The organism is Streptomyces sp. NPDC051364 (assembly GCF_040682115.1).
Taxonomy (GTDB): Bacteria; Actinomycetota; Actinomycetes; order Streptomycetales; family Streptomycetaceae; genus Streptomyces.
Genome location: NZ_JBFBAH010000013.1, coordinates 1 through 21,481, shown reverse-complemented (window position 1 = coordinate 21,481; position 21,481 = coordinate 1). Strand labels below are relative to the sequence as shown.

The following is a 21,481-nucleotide window of genomic DNA, read 5'->3' as shown; positions in this document are numbered from 1 at the left end:
ACCATGAGCGGAATTCTCGACGGCAAGCGCATCCTCATCACCGGGGTGCTGATGGAGTCGTCCATCGCCTTCCACGCCGCCCGGCTGGCCCAGGAGCAGGGCGCCGAGGTCATCCTCACCGCGTGGCCGCGCCCGACGCTGACCGAGCGCATCGCCAAGAAGCTGCCCAAGCCGGTCAAGGTGATCGAGCTCGACGTCACCAACGACGAGCACCTGGCCCGCCTGGAGGGCCTCGTCCGCGACGAGCTCGGCGGCCTCGACGGTGTCCTGCACTCCATCGGCTTCGCGCCGCAGGACGCCCTCGGCGGCAATTTCCTGAACACCCCGTTCGAGTCGGTCGCGACCGCCATGCACGTCTCGGCGTTCTCGCTGAAGTCGCTGACCATGGCGTGCAAGCCGCTGTTCCCGGCGGAGGGCGCGGCCGTCGTCGGCCTCACCTTCGACGCGCAGTTCGCCTGGCCGCAGTACGACTGGATGGGCCCGGCCAAGGCCGCCCTGGAGGCCACCAGCCGCTACCTCGCCCGTGACCTGGGCAAGGAGAACATCCGCTGCAACCTGGTCTCGGCCGGCCCGCTCGGCTCGATGGCCGCGAAGTCCATCCCGGGCTTCTCGGACCTGGCGGACGTCTGGAACTCCCGCTCGATGCTGGAGTGGGACATGAGCGACCCGGAGCCGACGGGCAGGGCCATCGTCGCCCTGCTGTCGGACTGGTTCCCGAAGACCACCGGCGAGATCGTCCACGTCGACGGCGGCCTGCACGCGATGGGTGCCTGAGCGAGGTACTCGTACGTCCGTACGGCGGCGGCCGCGTCTCCCTTCCGGGGGGCGCGGCCGCCGCCGTACGTGCCGGTGGGGGCGGGATTCCGGCCGGGCGCTCGATCAGATTTTCGCCCTCCGGCCGGATCTTCCCGAGTCGTAAACCGGGACAGATGCCTGCAAACTGACCGGGTCGGGATCTTCCCGGCTCCGGCGGGGAGGAGGTGCGGCCGTGCGTAGGAGGCGGAGCCGAGCGGTATCGCTGCTGGTCACCTCGGTGGTCCTGACGGGCCTCCTGGTCCCGGGCGCCGTCGCGCAGCCCGAGGGGGGAGACCCGGCCCTCGGGCCCGAGGCGGCGGCCCCCGCCGTCGTGGATCTCGACCAGATCCCCGCAGAGCCGCCACTGCGGCCCGAGCCGCCCGCCGCCCGGGAGCTGTTCGGCGCCGACTGCGACACCCTGATCGAGGGCTCGCAGGTGACGGCGGCCTGCCACAACGGCTATCCGGAGACCGATCTGGTCCGCCTGCACGTGGAATGCGACCGCTGGTGGGACCTGGACGCGGACAGTGCCGCCGTGGCCGTCGGACCGGCCGGCCGGGTCGAGCTCGCCGGCCGCTGCTGGAAGGAAGTCCGCTCGGCCTGGGTCACTCACCAGCGGCTCTGACCCGGCCGGCTCGCTCGCGAACCCCGCGCTACTTCCGGCCGAGGCACACGAACGGATAGCCCGCCGCCTCCGACGCCGCCGCGTCCCCGTCGCCGAGCCGGATCGCCTCGATCAGCCGGGCGTGGTCCAGGTGCGACGCGGGATCCAGCTCCGTGCCGACGTCCGTGCGCAGCCAGTCCGCCACCAGGTCGCCGAGGTCCGCGTACAGCTCGATGAGCACCTCGTTGTGCGAGGCCGCCACCACCGCCATGTGCAGCGCCACGTCCGCCGCCACGAACCGCTCCGCCTCCCCGCTCGCCCAGGCCTCCTCGCGCCGCGCCAGCAGCGCGTCCAGCTGTCCGAGGTCCCGCTCGGTCCGCCGCTCCGCCGCCAGCCGGGCCGCGGAGGACTCGAGCGTCGAGCGGAGCTCCGCGATGTGCCGCGGGTCGGCGCCCGCGAAGCGGCGGTGCATCACCCCGGCGAGCTCGCTGGTGGCGATGACGTACGTACCCGAGCCCTGCCGGATGTCCAGCAGCCCGTTGTGCGCGAGGGCGCGGACGGCCTCCCGCACGGTGTTGCGGGCGACGCCCAGCAGCTCCACCAGCTCCGGCTCGGTGGGGATGCGGGATCCGACGGGCCATTCGCCGGACGTGATCTGGTTCCTGAGCTGGGCGATCACCTGGTCGACCAGCGCGGATCGCCGGGGCGAGGTCAGCGGCATACGTGCAGGGTCCTCTCGGAGGTCCGGTCTGGAGGTGGACAACCAATCATCCCATGATTCTATGATGGTGTAATGCCCGACGAAGAAATCCAGACCATCGACCGGCCCCAGGCCGCGCGCACGGTACCCCCACAGGCCCGTCCCGCCGCTCCCGCGCGCCCCCAGCCCACCTGGCTCGGCCCGGTCCTCATCGTCGGCATCGTGCTGGCCGCCCTCAACCTGCGGCCCGCCATCACCAGCCTCGGCGCCCTCTTCGAGGAGGTCCGCACGGGCCTCGGCATGAGCGGCACCGTCGCCGGACTGATCACCTCCGTCCCCGCCCTCTGCTTCGCCGTCTTCGGCGTCACCGCGCCCCGGCTCTCCCGCCGCTTCGGCCCGGCCGCCGTCGTCTGCGCCGGCATGGCCGCCGTCGCGGCGGGCCTGCTGATCCGGCCCTTCACCCACAACGCCGCCGGCTTCCTCGCCGCCAGCGCCCTGTCCCTTGCGGGCATAGCCCTGACCAACGTGCTGCTCCCCGTCATCGTCAAGCGCTGGTTCCCGGACCGCGTCGGCACCATGACCGGCCTGTGCTCCATGGCCTTGGCCCTCGGCACCTCGCTCGCCGCCGCCGCGACCGTCCCCATGACCTCCGCCCTCGGCGGCAGCTGGCGTACGGGCCTGCTGGTCTGGGCCGTGCTCGCGGTGGTCGCCGTACTGCCCTGGCTGCCCGTCGCGGCGGCCGCCCGGCGGGAGAAGCGGGCCGCCGCCTCCGAGCCGGCCGCGCACGTACGGGCGGACACGGGCCCGAAGATCGTCCGCAGCCGCACCGCCTGGGCCCTGGCCTGCTACTTCGGCCTCCAGGCCACCGGCGCGTACATCACCATGGGCTGGCTCCCGCAGATCTTCCGCGACGCCGGGGTCTCCGCCTCCACCGCCGGCGTCCTGCTCGCCGTCACCATGGTCATGGGAGTCCCGCTCGCCTTCGTCATCCCCAACCTGGCCGGCCGGATGAAGAACCAGGGGGCCATCGCCGTCACCCTCGGCGTCTTCGGCCTCGTCGGATACACCGGCCTCCACTTCGCCCCGGCCGCCGGAGCCTGGGCCTGGGCGCTCCTGCTCGGCGTCTCCAACTGCGCCTTCCCCCTCGTCATCACGCTGATCGGGCTGCGCGCCAAGTCCCCGGCCGGCGTCGTCAAGCTGTCCGCCTTCGCCCAGAGCGTCGGCTACCTCATCTCCATCCCCGGACCGCTCCTCATCGGCGCCCTCTACCAGCACAGCGGCGGCTGGGACCTGCCCCTCACCCTCATGGCGGGCCTGCTGATCCCGCAGATCGCGCTGGGCGTCCTGGCCGGCCGGGACCGCACGATCGAGGACGAATGCGGCATGCGAGACTGAGCGGCATGTCGCCCGTACTCGAACCGAACCCGCAGAACAGCCACAAGAAGCTCGGCATGGTGCTCGGCGCCATGCTCGTCGTGACCGTGATCATCTCCGTCCTCGCGACCGTCGTCTCCCCCTGACAGGGGCCGTTGGTGGGGGTAACCCCACCAACCCTTAGGGGGACAGGTTCAGGGTCGAGTGGGGTGTGCCCCGGATGGGCCCCGCGCCTTCGGATCCATAGATTCGAAGAGAGCGAGCCAGTCCCACCCCGCGCACCCACGGAGGCGGCCCATGTCGGCCCCCACGACTCCCCCGCACATCCCCGGCCCCGGTCTCCGAGTCCACGGCGCGAGCGCCCGGCTGCACTGGTGGGCGCTGGCCCTGCCGGCGCTCGCCTTCAGCCTCCTGCTGCTGCTCCTCGCCGGCTCCGCCGAGGCCCATGCCGCCTCCGGCGAGGCCTCCGCGCTCCTCCACGTCGCCGAACAGCTCCTGCGCTTCGTCGGCTGACCGGGGTACGCCCCGACCGCCCGCCGGGCGCCCGCGCCGGCGTGCGCCGGGAGCCGCCCGCACCCGCGGCGCAGCCCCCAACACCCTGCGCCCCAAGGCCCGATCCATGCGAAGCTGGGAGCCATGAGCGCCGACACACCCCGCAGGATCGTCCTCCTCCGGCACGCCAAGGCCGACTGGCCCGAGGTGTCCGACCACGAGCGCCCGCTGGCGGAGCGAGGCCGCAAGGACGCACCGGCCGCCGGGCTGAAGCTGGCCGAGACCGGCATCGCCTTCGACCTGGCCCTCTGCTCCACCGCCGCCCGCACCCGTGAGACCTGGAAGCTCGCCGTCCAGGAGATGCCGCACCGGCCGCGGACCTCGTACGAGGAACGGCTGTACGACGCCTCGCTGGGCGAGCTCATCGCCCTGCTGAACGAGACGTCCGACGAGGTCAAGGACCTCCTCGTCATCGGCCACAACCCGGGCGTGCACGCCCTCGCCGACGCCCTCGCCGGGCGCGCGGAGGGCGACACCCTGGCCCGGATGACCCGTACCGGGTTCCCGACCGCCGCGTTCGCCGTCGTCTCCTTCACCGGCTCCTGGAAGTCCGTGGAGCACGGCGTGGGCACGCTGCTCGACTACTGGACCCCCAAGGACCACTGAGCACGGATACGAGGACGGGCCCCGGCGCGGATCGATCCGCGCCGGGGCCCGTCCTCGTACACGGGCGGGTCAGGTCAGGCCGGCGGCCTCGACCTCTTCACGGGTGACCCCGAGCAGGTACAGCACCGCGTCCAGGAACGGCACGTTCACCGCCGTGTGCGCGGCCTCGCGGACCACCGGCTTGGCGTTGAAGGCCACGCCCAGCCCGGCCGCGTTCAGCATGTCCAGGTCGTTGGCGCCGTCGCCGATGGCCACCGTCTGGGCCAGCGGTACGCCGGCCTCCGCGGCGAAGCGGCGCAGCAGCCGGGCCTTGCCCGCCCGGTCCACGATCTCGCCGGTGACCCGGCCGGTCAGCTTCCCGTCCACGATCTCGAGGGTGTTGGCCGAGGCGAAGTCCAGCCCCAGCCGCTCCTGCAGATCGTCCGTCACCTGGGTGAATCCGCCCGAGACCACGCCGACCTGGTAGCCGAGCTGCTTGAGGGTGCGGATCAGGGTCCGGGCGCCCGGCGTGAGCCGCACCTCGGAGCGGACCTTGTCCACGACGGAGGCGTCCAGGCCGGCCAGCAGCTTCACGCGGGCGTGCAGCGACTGCTCGAAGTCCAGCTCACCGCGCATGGCCCGCTCGGTCACCTCGGCGACCTCGGTCTCGCAGCCAGCGTGCGCGGCGAACAGCTCGATGACCTCGTCCTGGATGAGGGTCGAGTCCACGTCCATGACGACCAGGCGCTGGGCCCGGCGGTGCAGGCCGGCCGAGACCACGGCCACGTCGACGCCGATGTGCGCGGCGGCGGTGGCCAGGGCCGTGCGCAGCGGCTCGGTCTCGCAGCCGGACACGGCGAACTCGACAGCCGTCACGGGGTATTTGGCGAGCCGGAAGATACGGTCGATGTTGCCACCGGTCGCGGTGATCCGGGAGGCTATGGCGGCCGTGGACTCGGCGGTCAGCGGGTGCCCGAGCACGGTGACGTGGGAACGGCCGCTGCCGCGCGGCCGGTTGTCGCCGGTGCCGGAGAGGATCTCGGCCTGCATCTTGAGCGACTCGGCCCAGCTGTGGACGGTGGCCCGCAGCTCGCCCTCGGCGCCGCCGGCGGGCTTGGTGACGAGGGCGCACAGGACGATGCGGCCGCGGGTGACGACCTGCTCGATGTCGACGACGTCGACGGAGTAGGCGGCGAGGGTGTCGAACAGCCCGGCGGTGATCCCGGGACGGTCCTTGCCGAAGATCTTGACGAGGAGGGTGGGGACGTCGGAGGTCTGCGAAGCGCTCATGGTGCCCTCACCGTATCTTCCCGCCCTCCGTGCTTGGACCCCCGTCCCACCTGCCGGAACCATTCTCCGGCTGAGTGCTCCCCGCCGCTGCCCGGTGCAGGCGTCCGGGGGACGGCGGCGGGGTGAACAGGGGCCGCCGGGAAGGTGTCAGGGGCCTTCGGGGCAGGCGGGCGGCCGACCATGTTCGATTTGATACGCCCCGCCCCTTTCCTGACGGCTCAGCCCGGGGGCCCGAGCGGCGGCGGCGGCGGGGGCGGGGTGAAAGGCGGGCGGTGGGGCGGAGCCGGGCGCCCGGAGGGCCTCCGGGGCAGCCACGTGATCGTGACGTCCCAGGAGCCGTCGGGCTCGGCGTACGGGTCGGGGGACGGGTTCGGCCCGGGGTTCGGGTTCGGGTACGGGTACGGCCGCCCCGGCGGGGGCCGGTACGGGGCCGTCGGCGCATCGGGCGCAGCCCCCGGCGGCGCCGGGACCGGCCGCGGCGGGCGGCGGCGCCGGGCCAGCAGCGCCCCCGCACCGCCCGCCGCCGCACCCCAGGCCGCCCCGAGCAGCAGCGCGTACGGCGCGTCGCCCCGCAGCTCCACCCCGGCGTCCACCGCGTCGACGCCGAGTACCGACAGCGAGCCGTCGACGGACACCCCCGTCAGCCACACCAGTCCCGCCAGCACCATCCCGGTCACGGCCGACAGTCGCACCGCGCACCCCGGGATCCCGGGCCCCGGGGTTCGTACGGCGGCCAGCACACCGGCACAGAGCAGCAGCAGCCCCACCCCCGCGACCAGCAGCCAGACCCGCCCGTCGTACTCCGCGAGCCGGGCCACCGTCACCGGCTCGCGGGCCGACATCCCCAGCAGATCGTCCAGCGGATCCGGCAGCAGCCGGCCCAGTGTGCCCGTGGCCTGCCCGTCGAACGGTACGAACAGCCCCAGCAGCATCCCCGTCCAGGCCCCGTTCGGCGCCCCCAGCAGCGCGGCGCCCAGCACCCGCCGCGGATGGTCGTCCCCCAGCGCCGCCCACACCGCCGCCGCCAGCCCGGCCGCCACCGCCACCAGCAGCGCCACCACCAGCGCCGACACCGCGGGCCGCAGCCGCGCGAACGCCGCCGGGCCGCGCCGCGAAGCCAGCAGTGCCACCGTCAGCACGGCCAGCACCCACAGCGCCGCGCCCAGCAGCGTCGGCCCGAACTCCACCGAGAACCCCACCCGGGCCTCGGTGTCGATCAGGTCGCCGATGCGGTCCGGGAGCAGCCCGCCGATGTCCCCGATCCCGGGGACCATCACCTTCGGCGGGGTGCTCGGCAGCCGCGGCCCGTCCAGGGTGACCACGTCGTGCCCGGCCCGGGCCAGCCCGCCCGCCGCGGCGACGAGCAACACCGCCACCGAGACCGCCCGGGCGGCGAGTTCCCCCGGCCCGGCCCCGGTCCGCACCGACCGCAGGAAGATCCGGGCCAGGACCAGCGCCCCGGCCAGCCCCACCCCGAGCGGCATGACGTCCAGTGAGGTCTGCGCACCCGGCCCGGTGACCCCGAGGACCGACACGTCCCCCGACGGGGTCACCGTGCCGCCGATCGCGACGACCACCACGGCGGCCGTCATCGCCCCGAGCGAGCCCCCCGCGGCGTCGGCGCCCAGCAGGTGGAGCCCCAGCGCGGCGACCCCGGCCATCACGACGAGGGCCCAGCCGGTGGCGGCGATGGCCGACAGGACCACGTCTCCCCAGCGAATGCGGCGCATGCGTGCCCCCGATGCGTGCCGAGCGTGTGCGGTGGGTGTGGCGGGTGTGCGTGCCGAGCGGGACGGGCCCGGCCAGGGCGAGAAGTCCCGTATCTCACTCTCCGGGTGACTTTCGACCCCGTCAACGGGCAGGCGTAGACGCCCCGGGAAGGCCCCGATTCCACATGTGGCCCCAGGCCTGAAATAGTTCCCCCGGATGTTCGCCATCCCTAGACTCCCTGACGTCGGACTCCCTGACGTCAGGGGGATTCTCGGGGGACCTAAGTGGGGCTGGAGTGCCGGAACTCGTACTGGAATTGAATGGAAGGACCTGGACGCTCGATCCGTCCAGGTCGTACTCGCTGGGGCGCGACCCCCAGGGAGACGTAGTGATCGACGACGCCCGGGTGTCGTGGCGGCATGCCACCATTGCCTGGAACGGCCGGGGTTGGGGCATCGAGGACCACGGCAGCACCAACGGCACCTACGTGCACGGTGCGCGGGTCCAGCAGACCGAGCTCGTGCCCGGCACGCCGGTCCACCTGGGCAACGCCACCGACGGCCCGCGGCTCAATCTGAGCGCCGCCGCCGCGCCGCAACAGGCAGTACCGCAGCAGGCGGCGCCGGCCTACCAGGCCCCGGCGCCCGCCTACCAGGCCCCGGCCCAGCAGGCCGCCCCTGCGTACCAGGCCCCTGCCCAGGCGCAGCAGCCGCAGCAGCAGGCCTGGCAGCAGCAGCCGCAGCAGGCCGCCGCCCACCAGCAGCCGCAGCAGCCGCACTTCCCGCAGCAGCAGGGCGGCGGCGCCGGCGTGCCCGCACAGGGTGCCGCTCCCGTCTACGGCGGTGACCGCAGCCCGACGACGTTCCACCAGATCGCCGTCGGCCGCGTCATGCGGATCGGCCGTGCGCTGGAGAACGAGCTGGTCGTCTCGGACCTCCAGGTCTCGCGCCTCCACGCCGAGTTCCGCTCGGCGAACGGCCGCTTCGAGATCCACGACCTCGGCAGCCACAACGGCACCTACGTCAACGGCCAGCCGCTGCCCAAGTCCGGCACCGCGCTGCTCGGACCGAACGACATCGTCGGCGTCGGCCACTCGACGTTCCGGATCGTCGGCGACCGGCTCGAGGAGTTCGTCGACACCGGTGACGTCTCCTTCTCGGCCCGCCACCTCACGGTGACGGTCGACGGCGGCAAGCAGATCCTCAAGGACGTCACCTTCGGCGTCCCGGAGAAGTCGCTCATCGGCGTCATCGGCCCCTCCGGCTCCGGAAAGTCGACGCTGCTCAAGGCGCTGACCGGCTACCGGCCCGCCAACGAGGGCGACGTCCTCTACGACAACCGCAACCTGTACAAGCAGTTCGCGGAGCTCCGCCAGCGCATCGGCCTGGTCCCGCAGGACGACATCCTGCACAAGGAGCTGAAGGTCAGCACGGCCCTCAAGTACGCGGCCAAGCTCCGCTTCCCCGGCGACACCGCCGAGTCCGAGCGCGCCGCCCGCATCGACGAGGTCCTGCGCGAGCTCAAGCTCGACATCCACAAGGACAAGAAGATCACCTCGCTCTCGGGTGGTCAGCGCAAGCGCGTGTCCGTGGCCCTGGAGCTGCTCACCAAGCCGTCGCTGATCTTCCTGGACGAGCCGACCTCCGGCCTCGACCCGGGCATGGACCGCGACGTCATGCAGCTGCTGCGCGGCCTCGCCGACGACGGCCGCACGGTCCTCGTCGTCACCCACTCCGTCGCCGAGCTGGCCCTGTGCGACAAGCTGCTGGTCATGGCCCCGGGCGGTTCGGTCGCGTACTTCGGCCCGCCGGACGAGGCGCTGAACTTCTTCGGCTACACCACGTGGGCGGACGTCTTCTCGGCCTTCGAGAACTACCGCGACTACGACTGGGCCGGCCGCTGGAAGGGCTCGCAGCACTACCAGCTGTACGCCGCCGACCTCGACTCGGTCGCCCCGCAGCAGGTCGCCATGGCGCCGATTCAGCAGTTGATGCCGCCGAAGGCGCAGGGCTGGGGCGACCAGCTGTGGACCCTGATCCGCCGCTACGTCTCGGTGATCGCGTCCGACAGGGGCTTCCTGGCCCTGATGCTGATCCTGCCCGCGGTCCTGGGCGTGGTCTCGACGGTCATCCCCGCGACCTTCGGCCTCGCGCCGCCGAAGCCGCCGTCCCGCTTCAACGGCGACGCCGGCACGATCATGCTGATCCTCTGCGTCGGCATGTGCTTCTCGGGCGCCGCGAACTCGGTCCGTGAGCTGATCAAGGAACGGGTCATCTACGAGCGCGAGCGTGCCACCGGCCTGTCCCGGTCGGCGTACCTCATGTCGAAGGTGATCGTCCTCGGCTTCATCACGGCCATCCAGGGCGCGGTCATCTGCGCCATCGGCTTCGTCCCGCGCGACCTGCCCACCGAGGGCCTGGTCATGCCGCCGGCCGTCGAGCTGTGCCTGTCGGTCACCGCGCTCGGCTTCACGTCGATGATGTTCGGCCTGGTGATCTCCGCGCTGGTGAAGACCGCCGAGAAGACCATGCCGCTGCTGGTCATGTTCGCGATCGTCCAGGTCGTGTTCACCGGCATCCTCTTCCAGGTGTACGACTCGCCCGGCCTGGAGCAGTTCGCCTGGCTGATGCCGTCGCGCTGGGCGGTCGCCGCCGCGGGCACCACGCTCGACCTCGGCAAGCTCATGCCGCCGTGGGACCAGCAGAACCCGTCCAACACCGACCCGCTGTGGGAGCACTCCATCGCCCAGTGGGGTGTGAACATCACGATCCTGCTGCTCATCGGCGTCGCCTGCGGCTTCGCCGTGCAGAAGCTGCTGCGCCGCCACGAGCCCGAGGTCATGCGCAACTAGCCGGCACCGCTGCGCGCACTCCCCGCCACGAACGCCTCAGGGCGGCACCCGGATACCGGGTGCCGCCCTGAGGCGCATGGGGGTTGCTACGCCCGTGGCCCTTAGTAGGCGCTGTTGACGTTGTCGATCGAGCCGTAACGGTCGGCGGCGTAGTTGGCCGCGGCGACGATGTTGGCGACCGGGTGGTACTGGTCCAGCGGGGTGCCGGAGACGTGGTACGCGAGGAAGGTCGGCTTGATGACCTGGAGCAGACCCTTCGAGGGGATGCCGTTTTGGGCGTTGATGTCCCAGTTGTTGATCGCCCGCGGGTTGCCGCTCGACTCGCGCATGATGTTCTTGTACAGGCCGTTGTACGTGCCCGGAATCTTGTGCGCCTTCATGATCGCCAGCGACTCCTTGATCCAGCCGTCAAGGTTGTTCGCGTAGATCGGCTTGCGGACGGTGGAGCGGCTGGCGGCCGCCTTCGCCTCGCGGTCCTTCTTCGCCTTGGCTGCGGCGTCGGCGTCGGCCTTCGCCTTCGCGGCGGCGGCCTTGGCCTTCACCGCGGCCTCGAGCTTCGCGGCGTCCGTGGCCAGCTTGGTCTGCGCGGAGAGGTGCTGCACGGTCTTGGCCTGGACACCCTCGACAGCCTGGGTCCACGCCACGGGGGCGGCGGCCACGGTCGTGCCGGCGTCGGCGGTGCCGGCGGGGACGAGGGTGGCGGCCAGGGCGGCGGCGCCGATGGTGGCAACGGCGGCGAAGGACATCTTGTGCGCCTTCGTCAGACGACGAATCTGGCCGGGGGTGCTGGTCTTGGACATGCGTAGCAACCTCTTCGAATAGCGGGAGCCGCAGGAAAGCGCCGTTGGATCCGGGATCCGCGGTGCTGTGCGACGGGAGCAATTCTTAGCGGCGGCAAAATCTTGTGGCAAAGGTGTGACGTACGATGCCGCTTAGTGGATCAGGGGGCGCCGCCGATCCCGGAATTCCGGGCCAGCCGCTAGGCGCAGCAGTGCTGACACCGTCTTTACACGTCCACTAGGCGCCTTCGTAAGTGACGTGGGTCCTATGTGCGGGCTCACATCGGCCACGTAACAGTCTCACCATCCGTTGCTGAAGCAATGCATTCTGTAACGGAATTCTCCACCCTGAGGACCACAAACCGGCGTAGGCCGTCATCCCCAAGTCAGAGAAGACCCCCGCGACCCCCTCCCCAAGGAGGAGGAGACACCGCCCCCAGCCCTAGGGCTCGAGCCCGATCCCGCAGGTCAGAGCCGCTAGTACGGTGAGCCCATGACCGGTAGTCCCGTCTTCGGAGGACCCCGCGGCGGCCTCGCCGCCGTGAGTACCGCGCTGCTCGCCATGAGCCGCCGGCTGGAGGTCCGCGACGTCCTGCGCACGATCGTCGTCTCGGCCCGCGAGCTGCTGGACGCCGAGTACGCGGCCCTGGGCGTCCCGGACGACCACGGTGGCTTCGCCCAGTTCGTCGTCGACGGCATCACCGAGGAGCAGTGGCGCCGGATCGGCCCGCTGCCCCGCCAGCACGGCATCCTCGCCGCGATGCTCCACCAGGACGGCCCCGAGCGGCTGGCCGACGTACGCAAGGACCCCCGCTTCGAGGGCTGGCCCGCCGCCCACCCCGAGATGTCCGACTTCCTCGGACAGCCCGTCCGCGACGGCGAGGAGACCCTCGCCGCCCTCTTCCTCGCGAACAAACGCAGACCCGGCGGCTTCACAGAGGAGGACGAGGAGCTCCTCGCCCTCCTCGCCCAGCACGCGGCGATCGCCCTCACCAACGCCCGGCTCTACGAGCGCAGCCGCGAGCTCACCATCGCCGAGGAGCGCTCCCGCCTCGCCCACGAGCTGCACGACGCCGTGGCCCAGAAGCTCTTCTCGCTCCGCCTGACCGCCCAGGCCGCCGCCACCCTCGTGGACCGAGACCCGGCCCGCGCCAAGGGCGAGCTCCAGCAGGTCGCCGCCCTCGCCGCGGAGGCCGCAGACGAGCTGCGCGCCGCCGTGACCGAGCTGCGCCCGGCCGCCCTCGACGAGGACGGCCTCGTCGCCACCCTCCGCGACCAGGTCCACGTACTCGACCGCGCCCACACCGCGCACGTCACCTTCACCTGTGACGGCGTACGGGCCCTCCCGGCTGCCCAGGAGGAGGCGTTGCTCCGGGTGGCCCAGGAGGCCCTCCACAACGCCCTGCGGCACTCGGGCGGCGACCGCGTCGAGGTCACCCTCGCCCGCCGGGACGCGGGAGCCGTCCTGACCGTCACGGACAACGGAAGCGGCTTCTCCCCTTCCTCGATCCGCGCGGCCGGGCGCCACCTCGGCCTGGTCTCCATGCGGGACCGGGCGAGCGGCGCCGGCGGCCGCCTCACCGTGCACTCGGAGCCCGGTACGGGCACCACGATCGAGATGGAGGTCCCCGGTGGCTGACACGCCCATCCGCGTTCTGCTCGTGGACGATCACCAGGTGGTCCGCCGCGGCCTGCGCACGTTCCTGGAGGTCCAGGACGACATCGAGGTGGTCGGGGAGGCCGCCGACGGCGAGGAGGGCGTGGCCCGCGCCGAGGAGCTGCGGCCCGACGTGATCCTCATGGACATCAAGATGCCGGGCACCGACGGCATCGAGGCCCTGCGCCGGCTGCGCGCACTGGCGAACCCGGCGCGGGTGCTGATCGTCACCAGCTTCACCGAGCAGCGGACGGTCGTGCCGGCCCTGCGGGGCGGCGCCGCGGGATACGTCTACAAGGACATCGACCCCGACGCCCTGGCCGGAGCGATCCGCTCCGTCCACGCCGGGCACGTGCTGCTCCAGCCGGAGGTGGCGGAGGCCCTGCTCTCCCAGGAGGAACAGCCCTCGTCGAGCCGGGGCGGCTCCCTGACCGAGCGGGAGCGGGAGGTCCTGTCCTTCATCGCGGACGGCCGCTCCAACCGGGAGATCGCCCGTGCGCTGGTGCTGTCCGAGAAGACGGTCAAGACGCACGTCTCGAACATCCTGATGAAACTGGACCTCGCGGACCGCACGCAGGCCGCGTTGTGGGCGGTCAGGCACGGGATCACGGACTGAACCGGGCCGGAGCAGGCCGGAAACGGACCGTCCAGCTCCGATCCCGGATTCATACCATCGGGTGGATGTCGCCCACATGGCGCATCCCGTTCGTCGGATGACCCGTTCTTCATGACGTGCCGCGGCGGCTGGCCGCGGCAGACGTACTGGAGGACGAAGAACGTGAAGAACATCAAGAAGGCCACTGCCGTCACCATGATCGCGGGAGGCCTCCTTGCCGCGGGCGCCGGTGTCTCCTCGGCGCACGGCGGTGCGTCGGCGGAGGGCCAGGCCGTGGGCTCGCCCGGCGTCGCCTCCGGAAACCTGATCCAGGCCCCCGTCCACGTCCCGGTGAACGTGGTCGGCAACACCGTCACGGTGATCGGCCTGCTGAACGGCGCCTTCGGCAACACCGGCGTGAACGCCTGACGCCCCCTCCACCGGCCCCGCTTCCCCCACCTCTCCCCGGGAAGCGGGGCCGCGGCGCGTCAGGGGGTGTCTTGCCCCCTAGCCGCCCCCTAGCCGCGCTCGCGCTCCTCCACCGCCGAGTTGTACGCCGCTACCAGCGCCTGACGGGCCACCCGCTCCACCGGCCGCAGCGCCTCCGCCCTCGCCGCCATCTCCGAGGCCGCCACCGCACCGCCCGGCCCGTGCTCGTACGCCAGCGACACCAGCAGATCCACCCGCTGCGCCAGCGACAGCACCCGCACCGCCCGCGCCGGATACCCCGGCGCCAGCACCTCCCGCCCGGCCTCCGCCCGCGCCCGGTACGCCGACAGCGCGGCCTCCGCCACCGGCCCCGACCCCGCCACGTCCAGCCGGGTCAGCACCACCGTCGCCTCGCGCAGCGCCTCTGCCAGCTCCCGCTCCGCCTCACCGAGCGACGGCACGTCCGCCGGCGGGGCCTCCCGTACCGGCAGGCAGTGCCACGTCACCGAGACGTGCACGTCCCCCTCCGGCCCGGCCTCGGCCACCTCCGGCACCAGACCCAGCGCCGCGCCCACCGCGACCACCGCCTCCTCGGCATCCAGCGCCCGCGCATTGAACTCCGCCGGCCCGCTCAGCCCCAGCGGATGCCCAGGCGCCGGCAGTGCCACCCGCAGCCCGGTCACCCCCAGCGCCCGCATCCGCCCGAGCGCGAGCGTGAGGCCCACCGGACCCGACTCGCCCGGCAGCCCCTCCACCCGGTGCACGGCGTCCTCGCCCACGATCGACAACACGGCCTCGTCGGGCGAGGCCAGTCCGGCCAGCAGTGCGTTCCCCCAGGCGGCCAACCGCCCTGAACGTGGTTCGAAAAGCATTCCCCCACTTTACGGATCACCCCGGATCCGGCCCCCCTGCCCACCTGGCGCCCGGACCCCTCGCCGAGTGGCGTAGGTTTTCCCCTGGGGCTGCGCCTACCGGTGCACAGACGAAACCGAGACTGCAAGGGGAGACAACACGCTCATGAGCGATGTTCTGGAGCTGGTGGACGTATCCGTGGTCCGCGAGGGCCGGGCTCTGGTGGACCAGGTCTCCTGGTCGGTGAAGGAGGGCGAGCGCTGGGTGATCCTCGGCCCCAACGGCGCCGGCAAGACCACGCTGCTGAACCTCGCCTCCAGCTACCTCTTCCCCACCAAGGGATCCGCCACCATCCTCGGCAGCACCCTCGGCAAGCCCGGCAGCGACGTCTTCGAGCTGCGCCCGCGCATCGGCGTCGCCGGCATCGCGCTCGCCGACAAGCTCCCCAAGCGCCAGACCGTCCTGCAGACCGTCCTCACCGCCGCCTACGGCATGACGGCGACCTGGCAGGAGGAGTACGAGGAGATCGACGAGCAGCGCGCCCGCGCCTTTCTCGACCGCCTCGGCATGACGGAGTACCTCGACCGGAAGTTCGGCACCCTCTCCGAGGGCGAGCGCAAGCGCACCCTGATCGCCCGCGCCCTGATGACCGACCCCGAGCTGCTCCTCCTCGACGAGCCCGCCGCCGGTCTCGACCTCGGCGGCCGCGAGGACCTCGTACGCCGCCTCGGCCGCCTCGCCCGCGACCCGCTCGCGCCGTCCATGGCGATGGTCACGCACCACGTCGAGGAGATCGCCCCCGGCTTCACCCACGTCCTGATGATCCGCCAGGGCAAGGTCGTCACCGCGGGCCCGATCGAGCTCGAGCTGACCTCCCGCAACCTCTCGCTCTGCTTCGGCCTCCCGCTCGTCGTCGAGCGCAACGACCACGACCGCTGGACCGCCCAGGGCCTCCCGCTGCGCTAGGTGAGACGGCCTGGTACCGGGCAGACACCGCCGGTACGGGCGCCGTCGCACCCTGTCCCGACCGCGCCCGCCGGACCTACCATGACCATGTGAACATCGACGCGTGGCTGTGGTGGCTCATCGGCGCGGTCGGACTGGGCATCCCGCTCGTCCTGACGGCGATGCCGGAGTTCGGCATGTTCGCCGTCGGCGCGGTCGCGGCCGCCGTCACGGCGGCGTTCGGCGGGGGAATCGTCGCCCAGGTCCTGGTCTTCGTCATCGTGTCGGTGGCGCTCGTCGCCGTCGTGCGCTCGATCGCCAACCACCACCGCGAGCAGCGGCCCCAACACCGCACCGGAATCGACGCGTTGAAGGGCAGAAGCGCGCTCGTCCTCGAACGCGTCGACGGCAGCGGAGGCCGGATCAAACTCGCCGGCGAGATCTGGTCCGCGCGCACCCTCGACGCGGACAGCAGCTTCGAACCGGGCCAGCAGGTGGACGTCGTGGAGATCGACGGAGCCACCGCGGTCGTGATGTGAGCTTGTGAGCCAAGGAGCCGACCCGCGGCGGCGAGGTCTGCGAGACTCGCCCAACGGGGCAGCACAGACAGCCGGAAGGGCACGGGGAACCACATGTCATCGATCATCATCGTCCTGATCATTCTGGTGGTTCTGGTCTTCATCGCACTGGTCAAGACGATCCAGGTGATCCCGCAGGCCAGCGCCGCCATCGTCGAACGCTTCGGCCGCTACACGCGCACCCTCAACGCGGGCCTCAACATCGTCGTCCCGTTCATCGACTCGATCCGCAACCGCATCGACCTGCGCGAGCAGGTCGTGCCGTTCCCGCCGCAGCCGGTCATCACCCAGGACAACCTGGTCGTCAACATCGACACGGTCATCTACTACCAGGTGACCGACGCCCGGGCCGCGACGTACGAGGTCGCCAGCTACATCCAGGCCATCGAGCAGCTCACCGTCACCACCCTGCGCAACATCATCGGCGGCATGGACCTCGAGCGGACCCTGACCTCCCGCGAGGAGATCAACGCGGCCCTGCGCGGAGTCCTCGACGAGGCCACCGGCAAGTGGGGCATCCGCGTCAACCGCGTCGAGCTCAAGGCGATCGAGCCGCCGACCTCCATCCAGGACTCGATGGAGAAGCAGATGCGCGCCGACCGCGACAAGCGCGCCGCGATCCTCCAGGCCGAAGGTGTCCGGCAGTCCGAGATCCTGCGCGCCGAGGGCGAGAAGCAGTCCTCCATCCTGCGCGCCGAGGGTGAGGCCAAGGCCGCGGCCCTGCGCGCCGAGGGCGAGGCGCAGGCCATCCGTACGGTCTTCGAGTCCATCCACGCCGGCGACGCCGACCAGAAGCTCCTCGCCTACCAGTACCTCCAGATGCTCCCGAAGCTCGCCGAAGGCGACGCCAACAAGCTCTGGATCGTGCCCAGCGAGATCGGAGACGCGCTCAAGGGCCTCTCGGGAGCCATGGGCAACTTCGGCCCCATGGGCGGCGGTTCGGGCTTCAACCCACAGAACTCCGGCAAGTCCGCCGGAGCCGACGGAAACGGCGCCGGCAACGGCGCGAACGGCACGGACCGGCGCGAGCAGCCCCCGATCGACTGACCCCCCCCCGCACGCCCCGGACCGGCATCCCCTCCTGCATGATCAGTGAGGCCCCTCGACCTTCATGGCGGGGAGGCGACTCACTCATGCAAAGGGGATGGCCCAGTCCATGTCCATGTCCATCTGGGAATCAGTAGCGGTGCTCGCCGCCGGCATCGGCGCCGGCACCATCAACACCATCGTCGGCTCCGGCACGCTCATCACCTTCCCGGTGCTGCTCGCCACCGGACTCCCGCCGGTCACCGCCAACGTGTCCAACACCCTCGGCCTGGTGCCCGGTTCCATCAGCGGGGCCATCGGCTACCGCAAGGAGCTGCAGGGCCAGCGCCGTCGCATCATCCGGCTCGGCGCCGTCTCCCTCGTCGGGGGACTCGCGGGCGCCGTCCTGCTCCTCACCCTGCCGTCGGACTCCTTCGACACGATCGTGCCCGTCCTCATCGGACTCGCCCTCGTGCTCGTCATCCTCCAGCCCCGGCTCGCCGCGGCCCTGCGCAAGCGCCAGGAAGCCGCCGGAGGAGACACCGGACACCCCGACGGCGGCCCCGCCCTGCTCACCGGAATGCTGCTCTCCAGCGCATACGGGGGCTACTTCGGCGCCGCCCAGGGCGTGCTCTACCTCGGCCTGATGGGCCTGCTCCTCCACGAGGAGCTGCAGCGCATCAACGCCGTCAAGAACGTCATCGCCGCCCTCGTGAACGGCATCGCGGCCGTCTTCTTCCTGTTCGTCGCCGAGTTCGACTGGACGGCCGTGCTCCTGATCGCCGTCGGCTCCACCCTCGGCGGCCAGATCGGCGCCAAGGTCGGCCGCCGCCTGTCGCCGACCGTGCTCCGCGCGGTCATCGTGACGGTCGGCGTCATCGCGATCGTGCAGTTGCTGTTGCGCTGAGCGACGTAGCGGAACTACGTCGCCCAGCGCACCGACGATGATGCGGCCGGACCAGCCGGACCGGCCGTACTAGGCGGAACGCTCCAGCCAGTCAGGCAGCGCATCGCGGCCCCCCACCCCCAGGGCCAGCAGCATGGCGTCCGCCGGAGACGGTACGAAGGGCTTCCGGAGGAGCGGCATCCCCGCCTCCTCCGGAGTCCGGGCCGCCTTGCGGTGATTGTCCTCGGCACAGGAGGCCACCGTGTTCAACCACGTGTCCCCGCCGCCCTGGGCCCGGGGCAGTACGTGGTCCACGGTCGTCGCGCGCTTCCCGCAGTACGCGCACCGGTGCTGGTCCCGGACCAGCACCCCCCTCCGCGACCAGGGGGCATGTCTTCGGAACGGCACCCGAACGTACCGGCACAACCTGATCACCCGGGGCAGCGGAAGGTCCATGGAGGCACCGCGCACACGCAGTTCCGGATGCGACTGCTCGACGACGGCCTTGTCCTGGAGCACCAGGACCACAGCCCGGTTCAGCGTCACCGTCGACAGCGGCTCGAAGCTCGCATTCAGCACCAGCGTGTCCCGCATCTCGCCCACCTCCCGTGTGCAGGCCCGCAACCACACCGGCGGCAGGGCCCGCAACCACTCTGGCCGCGCGCGCCACGCGGGACAACGCAATAAAAATGCCCGGTCCTGGCCGCCTTTAGACCAGGACCGGGCAAACACACGGCGAACGATCAGCCCGTGGGGCCCTCGTACTCACCGATCAGCTGCGCCCGGCCCAACGAGTGGAACCGCAGGTTGAATCCGACGACCGCCGGCGAGACGTCCGCACCGGGGCCCAGCTTCTCCTGGTCCACCGCGTACACGGTGAACACGTACCGGTGCCGCTCCCCGGCCGGCGGAGCAGCCCCGCCGAAGTCCTTCGTGCCGTAGTCGTTCCGTACGTGCACGGCCCCGGCGGGCAGCCCTTCGAACTTCCCGCTCCCCGCCCCGGCCGGCAGCTCGGTGACCGACGCAGGCAGATCGAAGAGCACCCAGTGCCAGAACCCGCTGCCCGTCGGGGCGTCCGGGTCGAAGCACGTCACCGCAAAACTCCTCGTCCCCTCCGGGAACCCCTCCCACCGCAGATGCGGCGAGACGTTCCCGCCCCGCAGGACTTGGGCGTCACCCAGGTCCGCACCGGGCTCCAGATCCACACTCTCCACGGAGAACGCGTGCACCTGAGGGTGGAAGTCGTGCGGAAGAGGTGCCCTGTTCTGCTCGGCCACTGCTGAACCTCCTGATCGCGAACCAGTACCGAACCAGTACCGGGCCCGAGCCTAGAACCAGTTGCGCTGCGAACCCACGGACGCGATCCACTGGTTGAGGTAAGCCGCCCAGTCGGTCTCCTGGTACGACTGCAGACCCACCTGGAAGCAGCGGTACGTGTCACTGCCCTCGGAGAACAGCCCGGACTTCTTGTCCATCTCCAGGACGACGTCCATCTCACGGCCGTCCGAGATGAAGGTCAGCTCGACCTGGTTCAGCCCGCGGTACTGCGACGGCGGCAGGAACTCGATCTCCTGGTAGAACGGCAGCGTCTGGCGCGTCCCGCGGATGTGCCCGCGCTCCATGTCCGCACTGCGGAAGCCGAAGCCGAGCTGACGGAAGGCATCCAGGATCGCCTGCTGCGCCGGCACCGGGTGCACGTTGATCGGGTCGAGGTCGCCGGCGTCCACCGCACGCGCGATCTCCAGCTCGGTGCTGACCCCGATGTTCATCCCGTGCAGGTGCTGGCCCCCGAAGTGGGTGATCGGCGTCTCCCACGGGATCTCCAGCCCGAACGGCACCACGTGCAGGGCGCCCGCCTGCACCTGGAAGGCACCGCCGAGGCGCTGCTTGGTGAAGACGATGTCCTGCTTGTACTCCTGGTCGTTCCCCTCCACCTCGACCCGCGCCTGGAGACCGACGGACAGGCCCTCGATCTGCTGCTCCACGGAACCGCCCTGGATGCGGACCTCGCCCTGGACGATCCCGCCCGGCACCACGTTCGGCTCGGTGATGATCGTGTCCACCGAAGCACCGCCGGCACCCAGCGCCGCGAACAGCTTCTTGAACCCCATGCTCTGACTCCCCTTGAAGGCTCGTGCGACTACCGCTTACGAGTACACACTGACAAACGCGGAACCTTAGGCCCCGGTTGCAGGTGCACGCGTTCCACTACGCTCGACCGGATGAGCGCGCGCCCCGACCGTACGCCCCTGGCCCGGTCCTTCTTCGACCGGCCGGTCCTCACGGTGGCCCCGGATCTCCTCGGCCGCATCCTGGTCCGGCGTACACCCGAAGGCCCCCTCGAGCTCCGCATCACGGAGGTGGAGGCGTACGAGGGCGAGGCCGACCCGGGCTCCCACGCCTACCGGGGCCGCACCGGACGGAACGCATCGATGTTCGGTCCGCCCGGACACGCGTACGTCTACTTCATTTACGGCATGTGGTTCAGCCTCAACCTGGTGTGCGGCCCACCCGACCACGCGAGCGGGGTCCTGCTGCGCGCGGGCGAGATCACCGTGGGCGCGGACCTGGCCCGCAAACGTCGACTTTCAGCCAGAAGCGACAAGGAACTGGCCAAAGGCCCGGCCCGCCTGGCCACTGCCCTGGCGGTGGACCGCTCCCTGGACGGCGCCGACCTCTGTGCCGGTCCGGAATCCCCCCTGGCACTCCTGACGGGTACCGCCACCTCACCCGACCTGGTGAGCAACGGTCCCCGCACGGGAGTCGGCGGCGCCGGCGCGGGCCACCCGTACCGCTACTGGCTCACCCACGACCCGACGGTGAGCCCGTATCGCGCCCACGCGCCACGCCGCCGCTCAACTTGACTCGCCCTTGGCGGACGCCTAACGTAGCCCGAGCCGCTTGAACGGGGCACTGCTGTCAGCAGACCCCCGGAGCGGCCAACCCACTACCTACGACGTACCCCTGGCGGGGTCGATTTCGGCATGCCCGAATTCGAATCCGATGGCTCGATTATGAGTCGCAAGGGATAAGCGCTAAAGTGGTGGAACGCCGAAAGGCAAAGGCCCCCAACGGCCACCGGAATTCAAATCCAAGTCGGAAACGACAACGGAAATGATCTGGTAGAGTTGGAAACGAAGAACGAAGCCCGGAGGAAAGCCCCAGTAAGTGTTACTGAGGTGAGTACAAAGGAAGCGTCCGTTCCTTGAGAACTCAACAGCGTGCCAAAAATCAACGCCAGAAGTTGATACCCCGTCCACTTCGGTGGATGAG

The 21,481-nt window shown here is 71.2% G+C and carries 24 protein-coding genes; 15 read left to right on the top strand and 9 right to left on the bottom strand.

Annotated elements, in window-relative coordinates; all coding sequences use genetic code 11:
* The first annotated feature begins 3 nt into the window (after positions 1-3).
* Complete coding sequence (fabI, locus tag AB0M76_RS25430; RefSeq protein ID WP_365955046.1) at positions 4-774, top strand: enoyl-ACP reductase FabI; 771 nt, start codon at positions 4-6, stop codon at positions 772-774.
* 214 nt (positions 775-988) lie between these two features.
* Positions 989-1,420, top strand: coding sequence for a hypothetical protein (locus AB0M76_RS25425; RefSeq protein ID WP_365955045.1), 432 nt, complete (start codon positions 989-991; stop codon positions 1,418-1,420).
* Between the two features lie 28 nt (positions 1,421-1,448).
* On the opposite strand, the gene AB0M76_RS25420 is transcribed toward AB0M76_RS25425, so the two are convergent.
* On the bottom strand, positions 1,449-2,120 hold the full coding sequence (locus AB0M76_RS25420) for a FadR/GntR family transcriptional regulator (protein WP_365955044.1): 672 nt from the start codon (positions 2,118-2,120) through the stop codon (positions 1,449-1,451).
* 72 nt (positions 2,121-2,192) lie between these two features.
* On the opposite strand from AB0M76_RS25420, the gene AB0M76_RS25415 reads away from it, so the two are divergent.
* From AB0M76_RS25415 to AB0M76_RS25400, 4 genes are all read left to right on the top strand, one after another.
* Complete coding sequence (locus AB0M76_RS25415) at positions 2,193-3,494, top strand: MFS transporter (protein ID WP_365955043.1); 1,302 nt, start codon at positions 2,193-2,195, stop codon at positions 3,492-3,494.
* Between the two features lie 5 nt (positions 3,495-3,499).
* Positions 3,500-3,619: an SGM_5486 family transporter-associated protein gene (locus AB0M76_RS25410; RefSeq protein ID WP_266630545.1), complete on the top strand. Its 120-nt coding sequence runs from the start codon at positions 3,500-3,502 to the stop codon at positions 3,617-3,619.
* 151 nt (positions 3,620-3,770) lie between these two features.
* Positions 3,771-3,986 carry a hypothetical protein gene (locus tag AB0M76_RS25405; RefSeq protein WP_365955042.1) on the top strand — a complete coding sequence of 72 codons (216 nt, stop codon included), beginning with the start codon at positions 3,771-3,773 and terminating at the stop codon, positions 3,984-3,986.
* Positions 3,987-4,109: 123 nt separating this feature from the next.
* Positions 4,110-4,631: a histidine phosphatase family protein gene (locus AB0M76_RS25400; RefSeq protein ID WP_365955041.1), complete on the top strand. Its 522-nt coding sequence runs from the start codon at positions 4,110-4,112 to the stop codon at positions 4,629-4,631.
* A 69-nt stretch (positions 4,632-4,700) separates the two neighbouring features.
* Here the strand turns inward: AB0M76_RS25400 and serB are convergent, their stop codons facing one another.
* Together serB and AB0M76_RS25390 are read right to left on the bottom strand one after the other, a co-directional pair.
* Positions 4,701-5,900 carry a phosphoserine phosphatase SerB gene (gene serB, locus AB0M76_RS25395; protein ID WP_365955040.1) on the bottom strand — a complete coding sequence of 400 codons (1,200 nt, stop codon included), beginning with the start codon at positions 5,898-5,900 and terminating at the stop codon, positions 4,701-4,703.
* Between the two features lie 218 nt (positions 5,901-6,118).
* Positions 6,119-7,630, bottom strand: a complete 1,512-nt coding sequence (locus tag AB0M76_RS25390) for a streptophobe family protein (RefSeq protein WP_365955039.1) — start codon at positions 7,628-7,630, stop codon at positions 6,119-6,121.
* Positions 7,631-7,905: 275 nt separating this feature from the next.
* Between AB0M76_RS25390 and AB0M76_RS25385 the strand changes: the two genes are divergently transcribed.
* Positions 7,906-10,461, top strand: a complete 2,556-nt coding sequence (locus AB0M76_RS25385) for an FHA domain-containing protein (RefSeq protein WP_365955038.1) — start codon at positions 7,906-7,908, stop codon at positions 10,459-10,461.
* 101 nt (positions 10,462-10,562) lie between these two features.
* Here the strand turns inward: AB0M76_RS25385 and AB0M76_RS25380 are convergent, their stop codons facing one another.
* Complete coding sequence (locus AB0M76_RS25380) at positions 10,563-11,261, bottom strand: transglycosylase SLT domain-containing protein (RefSeq protein ID WP_365955037.1); 699 nt, start codon at positions 11,259-11,261, stop codon at positions 10,563-10,565.
* Positions 11,262-11,733: 472 nt separating this feature from the next.
* On the opposite strand from AB0M76_RS25380, the gene AB0M76_RS25375 reads away from it, so the two are divergent.
* The 3 genes from AB0M76_RS25375 to AB0M76_RS25365 all read left to right on the top strand — a co-directional run bounded on the left by AB0M76_RS25375 (position 11,734) and on the right by AB0M76_RS25365 (position 13,921).
* Positions 11,734-12,879 carry a GAF domain-containing sensor histidine kinase gene (locus tag AB0M76_RS25375; RefSeq protein ID WP_365955036.1) on the top strand — a complete coding sequence of 382 codons (1,146 nt, stop codon included), beginning with the start codon at positions 11,734-11,736 and terminating at the stop codon, positions 12,877-12,879.
* Positions 12,872-13,513: a response regulator transcription factor gene (locus AB0M76_RS25370; RefSeq protein WP_365955035.1), complete on the top strand. Its 642-nt coding sequence runs from the start codon at positions 12,872-12,874 to the stop codon at positions 13,511-13,513. The genes AB0M76_RS25375 and AB0M76_RS25370 overlap by 8 nt, the downstream gene beginning before the upstream one ends.
* Positions 13,514-13,675: 162 nt before the next feature.
* The gene (locus AB0M76_RS25365) at positions 13,676-13,921 is read left to right on the top strand and encodes a chaplin (protein WP_365955034.1); all 246 of its coding nucleotides are present in this window, start codon (positions 13,676-13,678) and stop codon (positions 13,919-13,921) included.
* 89 nt (positions 13,922-14,010) lie between these two features.
* Here AB0M76_RS25365 and AB0M76_RS25360 read toward each other — a convergent pair whose 3' ends face one another.
* Entirely contained in the window at positions 14,011-14,793 is a 783-nt protein-coding gene (locus AB0M76_RS25360; protein ID WP_365955033.1) for a hypothetical protein, read from the bottom strand.
* Positions 14,794-14,938: 145 nt separating this feature from the next.
* On the opposite strand from AB0M76_RS25360, the gene AB0M76_RS25355 reads away from it, so the two are divergent.
* The 4 genes from AB0M76_RS25355 (at position 14,939) to AB0M76_RS25340 (ending at position 18,229) form a co-directional block, all read left to right on the top strand.
* Positions 14,939-15,739: an ABC transporter ATP-binding protein gene (locus AB0M76_RS25355; RefSeq protein ID WP_136227123.1), complete on the top strand. Its 801-nt coding sequence runs from the start codon at positions 14,939-14,941 to the stop codon at positions 15,737-15,739.
* An 89-nt stretch (positions 15,740-15,828) separates the two neighbouring features.
* A complete protein-coding gene (locus AB0M76_RS25350) occupies positions 15,829-16,257 on the top strand; it encodes an NfeD family protein (protein WP_266668348.1) in 429 nt (142 codons plus the stop codon).
* A 93-nt stretch (positions 16,258-16,350) separates the two neighbouring features.
* Positions 16,351-17,343 (top strand): SPFH domain-containing protein, encoded by a 993-nt coding sequence (locus AB0M76_RS25345; protein WP_365955031.1) that lies wholly within the window; start codon positions 16,351-16,353, stop codon positions 17,341-17,343.
* 109 nt (positions 17,344-17,452) lie between these two features.
* Positions 17,453-18,229, top strand: coding sequence for a sulfite exporter TauE/SafE family protein (locus tag AB0M76_RS25340; RefSeq protein WP_365955030.1), 777 nt, complete (start codon positions 17,453-17,455; stop codon positions 18,227-18,229).
* 69 nt (positions 18,230-18,298) lie between these two features.
* On the opposite strand, the gene AB0M76_RS25335 is transcribed toward AB0M76_RS25340, so the two are convergent.
* The 3 genes from AB0M76_RS25335 to AB0M76_RS25325 form a co-directional block, all read right to left on the bottom strand.
* Positions 18,299-18,802, bottom strand: a complete 504-nt coding sequence (locus AB0M76_RS25335; RefSeq protein ID WP_266630572.1) for an HNH endonuclease — start codon at positions 18,800-18,802, stop codon at positions 18,299-18,301.
* 149 nt (positions 18,803-18,951) lie between these two features.
* On the bottom strand, positions 18,952-19,485 hold the full coding sequence (locus tag AB0M76_RS25330; RefSeq protein ID WP_365955029.1) for a YbhB/YbcL family Raf kinase inhibitor-like protein: 534 nt from the start codon (positions 19,483-19,485) through the stop codon (positions 18,952-18,954).
* 51 nt (positions 19,486-19,536) lie between these two features.
* A complete protein-coding gene (locus AB0M76_RS25325) occupies positions 19,537-20,319 on the bottom strand; it encodes a sporulation protein (RefSeq protein ID WP_266630575.1) in 783 nt (260 codons plus the stop codon).
* A gap of 111 nt (positions 20,320-20,430) precedes the next feature.
* Between AB0M76_RS25325 and AB0M76_RS25320 the strand changes: the two genes are divergently transcribed.
* Positions 20,431-21,072: a DNA-3-methyladenine glycosylase gene (locus AB0M76_RS25320; RefSeq protein WP_365955028.1), complete on the top strand. Its 642-nt coding sequence runs from the start codon at positions 20,431-20,433 to the stop codon at positions 21,070-21,072.
* A gap of 171 nt (positions 21,073-21,243) precedes the next feature.
* Here the strand turns inward: AB0M76_RS25320 and AB0M76_RS25315 are convergent.
* Positions 21,244-21,481 (bottom strand): hypothetical protein (locus tag AB0M76_RS25315; RefSeq protein ID WP_365955027.1); only part of this gene is annotated, 238 nt, incomplete at its 5' end.

Excerpts from the sequence above, each read along its gene's own strand:
- fabI (WP_365955046.1), top strand. The coding sequence starts at position 4 with ATGAGCGGAATTCTCGACGGCAAGCGCATCCTCATCACCGGGGTGCTG.
- AB0M76_RS25420 (WP_365955044.1), bottom strand. The coding sequence starts at position 2,120 with ATGCCGCTGACCTCGCCCCGGCGATCCGCGCTGGTCGACCAGGTGATC.
- AB0M76_RS25415 (WP_365955043.1), top strand. The coding sequence starts at position 2,193 with ATGCCCGACGAAGAAATCCAGACCATCGACCGGCCCCAGGCCGCGCGC.
- AB0M76_RS25410 (WP_266630545.1), top strand. The coding sequence starts at position 3,500 with ATGTCGCCCGTACTCGAACCGAACCCGCAGAACAGCCACAAGAAGCTC.
- AB0M76_RS25405 (WP_365955042.1), top strand. The coding sequence starts at position 3,771 with ATGTCGGCCCCCACGACTCCCCCGCACATCCCCGGCCCCGGTCTCCGA.
- AB0M76_RS25400 (WP_365955041.1), top strand. The coding sequence starts at position 4,110 with ATGAGCGCCGACACACCCCGCAGGATCGTCCTCCTCCGGCACGCCAAG.
- serB (WP_365955040.1), bottom strand. The coding sequence starts at position 5,900 with ATGAGCGCTTCGCAGACCTCCGACGTCCCCACCCTCCTCGTCAAGATC.
- AB0M76_RS25390 (WP_365955039.1), bottom strand. The coding sequence starts at position 7,630 with ATGCGCCGCATTCGCTGGGGAGACGTGGTCCTGTCGGCCATCGCCGCC.
- AB0M76_RS25380 (WP_365955037.1), bottom strand. The coding sequence starts at position 11,261 with ATGTCCAAGACCAGCACCCCCGGCCAGATTCGTCGTCTGACGAAGGCG.
- AB0M76_RS25375 (WP_365955036.1), top strand. The coding sequence starts at position 11,734 with ATGACCGGTAGTCCCGTCTTCGGAGGACCCCGCGGCGGCCTCGCCGCC.
- AB0M76_RS25360 (WP_365955033.1), bottom strand. The coding sequence starts at position 14,793 with ATGCTTTTCGAACCACGTTCAGGGCGGTTGGCCGCCTGGGGGAACGCA.
- AB0M76_RS25355 (WP_136227123.1), top strand. The coding sequence starts at position 14,939 with ATGAGCGATGTTCTGGAGCTGGTGGACGTATCCGTGGTCCGCGAGGGC.
- AB0M76_RS25345 (WP_365955031.1), top strand. The coding sequence starts at position 16,351 with ATGTCATCGATCATCATCGTCCTGATCATTCTGGTGGTTCTGGTCTTC.
- AB0M76_RS25340 (WP_365955030.1), top strand. The coding sequence starts at position 17,453 with ATGTCCATGTCCATCTGGGAATCAGTAGCGGTGCTCGCCGCCGGCATC.
- AB0M76_RS25335 (WP_266630572.1), bottom strand. The coding sequence starts at position 18,802 with ATGCGGGACACGCTGGTGCTGAATGCGAGCTTCGAGCCGCTGTCGACG.
- AB0M76_RS25325 (WP_266630575.1), bottom strand. The coding sequence starts at position 20,319 with ATGGGGTTCAAGAAGCTGTTCGCGGCGCTGGGTGCCGGCGGTGCTTCG.
- AB0M76_RS25320 (WP_365955028.1), top strand. The coding sequence starts at position 20,431 with ATGAGCGCGCGCCCCGACCGTACGCCCCTGGCCCGGTCCTTCTTCGAC.